The organism is Pseudomonas kitaguniensis, assembly GCF_009296165.1.
GTDB classification, from domain to species: Bacteria; Pseudomonadota; Gammaproteobacteria; order Pseudomonadales; family Pseudomonadaceae; genus Aquipseudomonas; species Aquipseudomonas kitaguniensis.
Map to the genome: position 1 here is coordinate 1 of NZ_VUAZ01000172.1, position 6,679 is coordinate 6,679.

Below are 6,679 nucleotides of genomic sequence, written 5' to 3' on the forward strand. Positions count from 1 at the left end.
GAGCAAACCCCCTCCCACATTCCACATTTGAACTGCGTTTACTTCACACCCAGCTAAGCGGCGTACGCGGGCCGTGCACCCGCTTGCTCGGTCTCCGGCAGCGGCCCAAACAGCGCCTTTTGCACCGCCTGTTGGGCCTGATACGCCAGCGCTGCGCGTTCCTGCCCGGCGCAGGCAATCGGCTTGAGCACATGAATTTCCACATCGCCCTGGTCGTGGCCGAACAGCCGCATCAGGTGCGAGAGCAAATCGTCATCGCCAATGAACGGTGCCAGCGGGTCGACCTGGCCGTCGCGCAAATAACGAATCGCCACCGGTTGCAGCGACACATCGGCATCAATCGCGCTGGCCAGCAAACGCCCGTGAAACGTGCGCAGGCTGCGCCCGTCGGTGGTGGTGCCTTCGGGGAACATCAGCAGCGGGTGTTGTTGCTCCAGGTGACGGGTCATCTGCTTGCGAATCAATTGGCTGTCGCCCGAACCACGGCGGATAAACAGGCTACCGGCCTTGGCCGCCAGCCAGCCAGCCACCGGCCAGGTGCGCACTTCGGCCTTGGACAGAAACGACAGCGGCGCTACGGCGCCGAGCAGGGGAATGTCGGTCCAGGACACGTGATTGCTGACCCACAGCATCGGCGTTTGCGGCAACTCACCGTGCACCGTCACGCGAAAGGGCAGGGCATTGGTCAGCCGCGCCATGAAAAACCGTGACCAGCGTTGGCGTCGCACCATCGAGTTGGCCACGCCCATACGCTCGAACAGCCCAAACACACTGGCCATGCTCAACCCCAGCGCCACCACCAGCAGCACGCGGGCAATGCGCCCGTACACGCGCAAGCGGTCCATTACATGGCCGCCTTGAAGTGGCGAGCGTAACGCGGGCACAGCTCGTCGCGCTTGAGCAGGATGAACACGTCGGCTACCTGAAAATCCTCATCCCAGCACGGCTCGCCGCAAATCTTCGCGCCCAGGCGCATGTACGCCTTGAGCAGCGGCGGCATTTCGGCGATCACGTTGGACGGCAGGTCCAGCGCCGGCAGCGGTTTTTTCGGCTCGGCGCGCAGGTGTTCGTTGCACAGGTAGCGTTCGCGCAGGCGCTGCATGATCGCGTGGGCCTGGATGCCGCCGTCGTGCATCGGGATGCTCGCGCAACCCATCAGGTAGCTGTAGCCGCCTTGATTGAGCACTTCGGCCAACTCGCCCCATAACACCGCGATGGTGCCACCGTTGCGGTAGGCCGGGTCGACGCAGGTGCGGCCGATTTCGAGGATTGGGCCTTGCAGATGCAGCAGGCCGTGCAGGCTGAATTCTTCTTCGCTGTAGAACCGGCCCAAGGTGCTGGCCGCTTGGTGGTCGAGCAAACGGGTGGTGGCGACCAATCGACCGCTGTTCAAATCCCGCACGCCGATGTGGCTGCAGTGAACATCATAGTCATCCATGTCCAGACCCCGTTCCGCGCCTTTCAGCTTGGCGTTGAGTTCGCCGCTGAACACGTTGAACCGCAGGGCCTGGGCTTCCTGCAAAGCGTCTGCGCCAATCAGGCGTTCGGCTTGCAGACGGCGTTCATTGCCGGTGTTGCTGATGCGGGCGATCTGAGTCATGGCGAATCTCCGAGTGCCAGCCACGTTTCGGCCGGTCGACTTGTTTGTCCAAACTCAGGCTATGTAGGCTCGGTGTCAGCTCCATGAAGCTCCGGTGACGCTTAGATGACAGGGGGCAGGGAAGCGTCTGCCCGTTGTAAGAGCATCAAAATGTGCGAGCAGGCTTGTAGCAAAAGCTTCACTTACCTCGGTTAGGCTCGCTTTCTTGAATACCGCTTGAGTTTGCGTCCATGGTCAAAGGGCTGTTGTTCGCCGCGCTGTTGTCAGTCACCGTCACCGCCCAAGCCGAAACCTGGCCTGACAAGGAGTGGGTCAGCGCCAAACCGCTCGAAGGCCCAGCGGTAGAAGCCCTCAACAGCTACGCCTTCGCGCCGCGCGACGACGCTACCCGTAAAGGCGTGCGCACCGATGCGCTGGTGGTGATCCGCGATGGCCAAATCATCTACGAACACTACGCCGCGCCCACCACCGCCAGCACCCCGCACCTGACCTGGTCGGTCAGCAAAAGCCTGATGGCCACCGTGCTCGGCGTGGCCTATGGCGAAAACCGTTTCAAACTCACCGACCCGGCTGCACGCTTCTACCCGCCGATGAAGCAGCACCCCAACGTCACCATGGCCGACCTGCTGCACTGGGCCTCGGGTTTGGATTGGCAGGAAGACTACGAATACGCCCCGCTGAATTCCTCGGTGGTGGCGATGCTCTACACCCGTGGCCGCGCGAACATGGCCGAGTTCGCCGCCGACACCGGTACTGCCGCCGAGCCTGGGCAAGCCTTCCGGTATTCCAGCGGCGACAGCAATATCCTGTCCGCCACTCTCAAAGGCATACTCGGCCACCAGGCCTACCTGAGCTACCCGTGGGATGCGCTGTTCACGCCGCTGGGCATTCGCAACGCCACCTGGGAAACCGACGCCGATGAAACCTTCGTCGCCTCGTCCTACGCCTACCTCACCGCCCGCGATTTAGCGCGCGTAGGGCTGCTGATGGCGCGCGACGGTCGGTGGGGGGACAAGCAATTGCTGCCCAAAGAATGGGTCGACTTCAATCGCCAGCCTTTCGCCAACTACAAAGCCGGCCAGGACGAAGCCGTACCCGGTGGCCAATGGTGGCTGAACCGCGAAGTGCAAGGCGCCGCCCGCCCGTGGCCAGACGCCCCCGCCGACACCTTCGCCGCCTTGGGCCACTGGGGCCAGGCGCTGTTTGTGATGCCGGATGAACACTTGGTGATTGTGCGTTACGGCGATGACCGCGACGGCAGCTACCAGCACAACGAACTGCTCAAACGCGTACTCGCAGCGGTGCAACCATGATCCGTCGTCGACCGTTTACCAGCGTGTTTCTTCTGCTCTTGCTCGCGTTGCTGGGCTGGGTCTGGTACGAGCGCGTCAACCTGCAAGCCTTCCCCGACATCATCGCGGCCTACACCGCCAAGGAATATTGCTCGTGCCGGTACGTGGAGAACAATCCTGCCGGGTATTGCCTGGGGTATGTGAAGCAGTACGTGCCGACCAGTGCGTTTATCGATAAACCGCAGATCAGTGAAGTCACCGCAAGCGGGTTGGGGCGCACGCATACGGCGCGGTGGCTAGGTGATCGCCAAGGCTGCCGCCTGAATCCCTGACACGCGTTATATCCGCTGTGGGAGCTGGCTTGCCTGCGATGACGGCGGCACAGGCGACGGTGATGTTGACTGACCTGCCGCTATCGCAGGCAAGCCCGCTCCCACATTGGATTTGCATTAATCATTGGAAATGAGAGAAGTCCAAGCCGGCGCCCGATGCACTGCACCGGGCGCGAACGACTTACTGCGAGGTTGGGCTGCCAGGCTGCAATGCCAGCAGCAGGTCATCGATGATAGCTTTACCCATCTCACCCAGGTAATGCGAGGCGAATGCAAACTTCTCCGCCTTGGGGTCCATGGCAGCTTCAAGCGCGAGCATTTTTGAGTAATAAAGCACGTGCGAGGCGTGTTCAAGGGCTTCCACAAGCGGAACCCCCGCGTTGACGCGGAACACTTTCAAATGGCTTTTGTTCTCTCCGCAGTCTGCGAAGGTCACGGCGCCGATGGTTTCGGCTGAGGGTATTTCGTACGGCATAAGCTTGCTCCTTTGGTGCAACCAATAAGAGCTTCTTTTCTCGGGATTCCACGCCCGGTCGCTGATGAGCAGCGACTGGGATGAGGTTAACGTGATGGTCTCCAGGCTGCAACCCGCGGAGTGAGTAGGATCTTTCCGGCTGAAACGACGGCTTTTCGATGCAGGTCTTCGTCACCCTGCTCGAAACAAGAAACGTTGATGCAGTTTGGCCAACGTCGAGTGGGGAGCTGCAAAAAAGCGTTTTGGGAAATTTTTCCAAAAAACGGGAGGGAAGCAACGCCATGACAGAGTGACGATTTATTAAATCGTCCTCGCTCGCATGAACATTATCAATGAAATCGCCGCTTTGTTTCTGTTCCTGGCGTTTCGTAAGGAAGTTTAAAAGCTCAGTGTCGAATATGTAATTGTATTTGGTGGGGGGGACTCCCTTTTTATTTTTGATGGATTTTAATTCTATTGTAATTTTTTAACATGCTTATTTATAAAGTCTTTTTCGCGCTCTATTTCCTCTGGAGACAGACTTTTTTGCACGATCTCTTGGCAGTATGCATCGAGCTTTTTAGCCTGATCCCTGGTTAATTGAGGCCCGAGTTTGTTTTTGCACATAATGTAATGTGAGTTTTCTATGTCTTCTTCTGTTTGCTTGAACGCTGCCGCGTGAGCAGGGTGGGAAGTTCCAGCGCTGACTATTAATAAAAATACTGCGATGAGGAACAATGGGAGTCGTGCTGCTAAGCTGACGCCAAATGGTGTAGCTGTTTTTACGTTCATAAAGTGAGCTTCCTCTAGAGGTTAATTACGCAGCTTTAGTTTTAGATGTTGCACTTGCATACTTGGGGGCTGGGGTATAAATGTAACCTGTTAAAAATGACAGTTTTTTAGTCCTGTTTGCTTTAGACCTTAAATCGAAAAGTTATAATTTTCCAACATGGCATTTTTTTCAGAGGGGCAATGTCGTTAGTCAGGGTTAACGGCTGCCCTCAGGTTCCACCCAGTGGAACCACCTTTGATTGTCCTCCTGCCCACATCGCGGTTAGCTGGCGGTGTGTCGCAAACAAGAACGGGAACACCCGCCTGTGAGGAGAATCACCATGCGCCCACACCAGCACATACTGGATAAGCTCAGCGACGTCGACAGCGACTTGCGTGCCGTGCGTCAAGACATTCACGCCCACCCCGAACTCGGCTTTGAAGAGAACCGCACGTCAGCGCTTGTCGCCAAAGCCCTGAAGGGCTGGGGTTACGCGGTGCACACCGGCATCGGCAAAACCGGTGTTGTCGGCGTGCTGCGCAATGGCAGCAGTGCGCGCGATGGCAGCGACATGATGGGTTCGCTGCGCAACCCGGCGGCCTTCAATAATGTGTTCGGCCTGCGCCCGTCACACGGCCGCGTGCCCCATGGGCCGATGCCGGAACTGTTCGTGCAGCAACTGGGCACCGAAGGCCCGATGGGCCGCAGTGTCACGGATGTGGCGCGGTTGTTGAGCATTCAGGCGGGTTACGACCCACGCGTGCCGCTGTCCTCCAAGGATGATCCGACGGTCTTTGGGCAACCCTTGCAGCGCGACTTCAAGGGCGCGCGCCTCGGTTGGCTGGGGGATTACAACGGCTACCTGGCGATGGACGAAGGCGTGCTGAGCCTGTGCGAATCCGCCCTTGATGATTTCGCCGCGCTGGGCTGCGAAGTGGAAAGCTGCCAACCCGAGTTTTGCATGGCGCGCCTATGGCGCAGTTGGCTGGTGCACCGCCATTGGCTGGTACACGGCAACCTCGGCGCGGCCTACGCCAACCCGCAAAAGCGCGCGTTGCTCAAACCCGAGGCGCAATGGGAAGTGGAGGGCGGCCTGGGCTTGAGTGCGCAGCAGGTGTATCAGGCCTCGGTGGATCGCAGCGAGTGGTACCGCGCGGTGGCCAAGCTGTTCGAACGTTACGACTTCCTGTTGCTGCCCACCGCCCAAGTGTTCCCTTTCGATGCACAACACGCGTGGCCACGCCTCGTGGGTGGGCGCGAAATGGACGCTTATCACCGCTGGATGGAAGTGGTGATCGGCCCGACGCTGGCAGGTTTGCCGAGCATCAGCATCCCGGTGGGTTTCAACCCACAGGGCCTGCCCATGGGCGTGCAGATCATCGGCCCGGCGCAGGCCGACCGGGCGGTGCTGCAATTGGCTTACGCGCATGAACAGTTGACGCAATGGGTGCAACGCCGGCCGCCGGCGTGCCTTGAATCGGCCGGTTAGCGCGCGACCGGGCGTGTATCTTGCTGCGAACAATGATCATCCCCCGGCAACAAGGAGATCGAACATGGGCAGCAACGCCGAGACAGGAACTGTACGCTCGGTTGAGCGCGCACTGGCAATCGTCGAGTTGCTCGGTGAGCACCAGGCACTTGGGTTGGAGGAGCTGCATTATTTGACGTGCCTGCCCAAGGCCACTGTGTCGCGGATGTTGCTGACCCTGCACGATCAGGGCTGGGTCTATCGCGGTTTGAGTGATCGCCGCTATCGGCTGCGTGCCCAACGTTTGTTCGGCGACACTCAGCAGCGCGGCAAGCGCCAGGTCGTGGAAAGCGCTGCCCCTTGGCTGCTTGAACTCAGCGAGCGCACGGGGTTGGTGGTGGATTTATCCTGCTTCGACGGTGAGCACCTGGAAGTCATGGAAAGCGCGATCCCCACGGTGCAGCGCAAGTTGTACCCCAATAACTGCCAGATCGTCGGCCAGCACGCCAGCCTGTTTCACTCGGCGATGGGCAAGGCGTGCCTCACGCATTTACCGGCGCAAGAGGTACAACGCCTGGCGCACCGCGATCTTGTGGCGGCAGACGAGCAGTTCCATACCTGCGCGCAAACCCAACATCGAGGCTTCGGCCAACGCACTGAGGGCTATTGGGAATACCCAATGCGCCTGCCGTTCCTGATTCGCGCCGTGGCGTTGCCGATACCATAATAACGATCAAAATCCCGAGCCGAACTCGGTCAAA

The 6,679-nt window shown here is 59.4% G+C and carries 7 protein-coding genes and 1 pseudogene; 4 read left to right on the forward strand and 4 right to left on the reverse strand.

What is annotated here, in order from left to right; genetic code table 11:
* Positions 1 to 53: 53 nt before the first annotated feature.
* Entirely contained in the window at positions 54 to 845 is a 792-nt protein-coding gene (locus F0169_RS24890; protein WP_058413576.1) for a lysophospholipid acyltransferase family protein, read from the reverse strand.
* Positions 845 to 1,600, reverse strand: coding sequence for an L-ornithine N(alpha)-acyltransferase (olsB, locus tag F0169_RS24895; RefSeq protein ID WP_099239735.1), 756 nt, complete (start codon positions 1,598 to 1,600; stop codon positions 845 to 847). The genes F0169_RS24890 and olsB overlap by 1 nt, the downstream gene beginning before the upstream one ends.
* Before the next feature lie 230 nt (positions 1,601 to 1,830).
* On the opposite strand from olsB, the gene F0169_RS24900 reads away from it, so the two are divergent.
* Together F0169_RS24900 and F0169_RS24905 are read left to right on the forward strand one after the other, a co-directional pair.
* Positions 1,831 to 2,913: a serine hydrolase domain-containing protein gene (locus F0169_RS24900; RefSeq protein WP_152747903.1), complete on the forward strand. Its 1,083-nt coding sequence runs from the start codon at positions 1,831 to 1,833 to the stop codon at positions 2,911 to 2,913.
* Positions 2,910 to 3,224, forward strand: coding sequence for an amidase (locus F0169_RS24905; RefSeq protein WP_152747904.1), 315 nt, complete (start codon positions 2,910 to 2,912; stop codon positions 3,222 to 3,224). Before F0169_RS24900 ends, F0169_RS24905 begins: the two co-directional genes overlap by 4 nt.
* A gap of 181 nt (positions 3,225 to 3,405) precedes the next feature.
* Here F0169_RS24905 and F0169_RS24915 read toward each other — a convergent pair whose 3' ends face one another.
* Positions 3,406 to 3,699 (reverse strand): DUF3077 domain-containing protein, encoded by a 294-nt coding sequence (locus F0169_RS24915; RefSeq protein ID WP_152747906.1) that lies wholly within the window; start codon positions 3,697 to 3,699, stop codon positions 3,406 to 3,408.
* A gap of 453 nt (positions 3,700 to 4,152) precedes the next feature.
* Positions 4,153 to 4,470, reverse strand: a complete 318-nt coding sequence (locus F0169_RS24920) for a hypothetical protein (protein ID WP_152747907.1) — start codon at positions 4,468 to 4,470, stop codon at positions 4,153 to 4,155.
* A 320-nt stretch (positions 4,471 to 4,790) separates the two neighbouring features.
* Here F0169_RS24920 and F0169_RS24925 point away from each other — a divergent pair, with 320 nt between their 5' ends.
* Positions 4,791 to 5,939: an amidase gene (locus F0169_RS24925; RefSeq protein ID WP_172979548.1), complete on the forward strand. Its 1,149-nt coding sequence runs from the start codon at positions 4,791 to 4,793 to the stop codon at positions 5,937 to 5,939.
* A 64-nt stretch (positions 5,940 to 6,003) separates the two neighbouring features.
* Positions 6,004 to 6,639: pseudogene (locus F0169_RS24930) on the forward strand (IclR family transcriptional regulator); the annotation flags it as partial.
* Between the last annotated feature and the right edge of the window lie 40 nt (positions 6,640 to 6,679).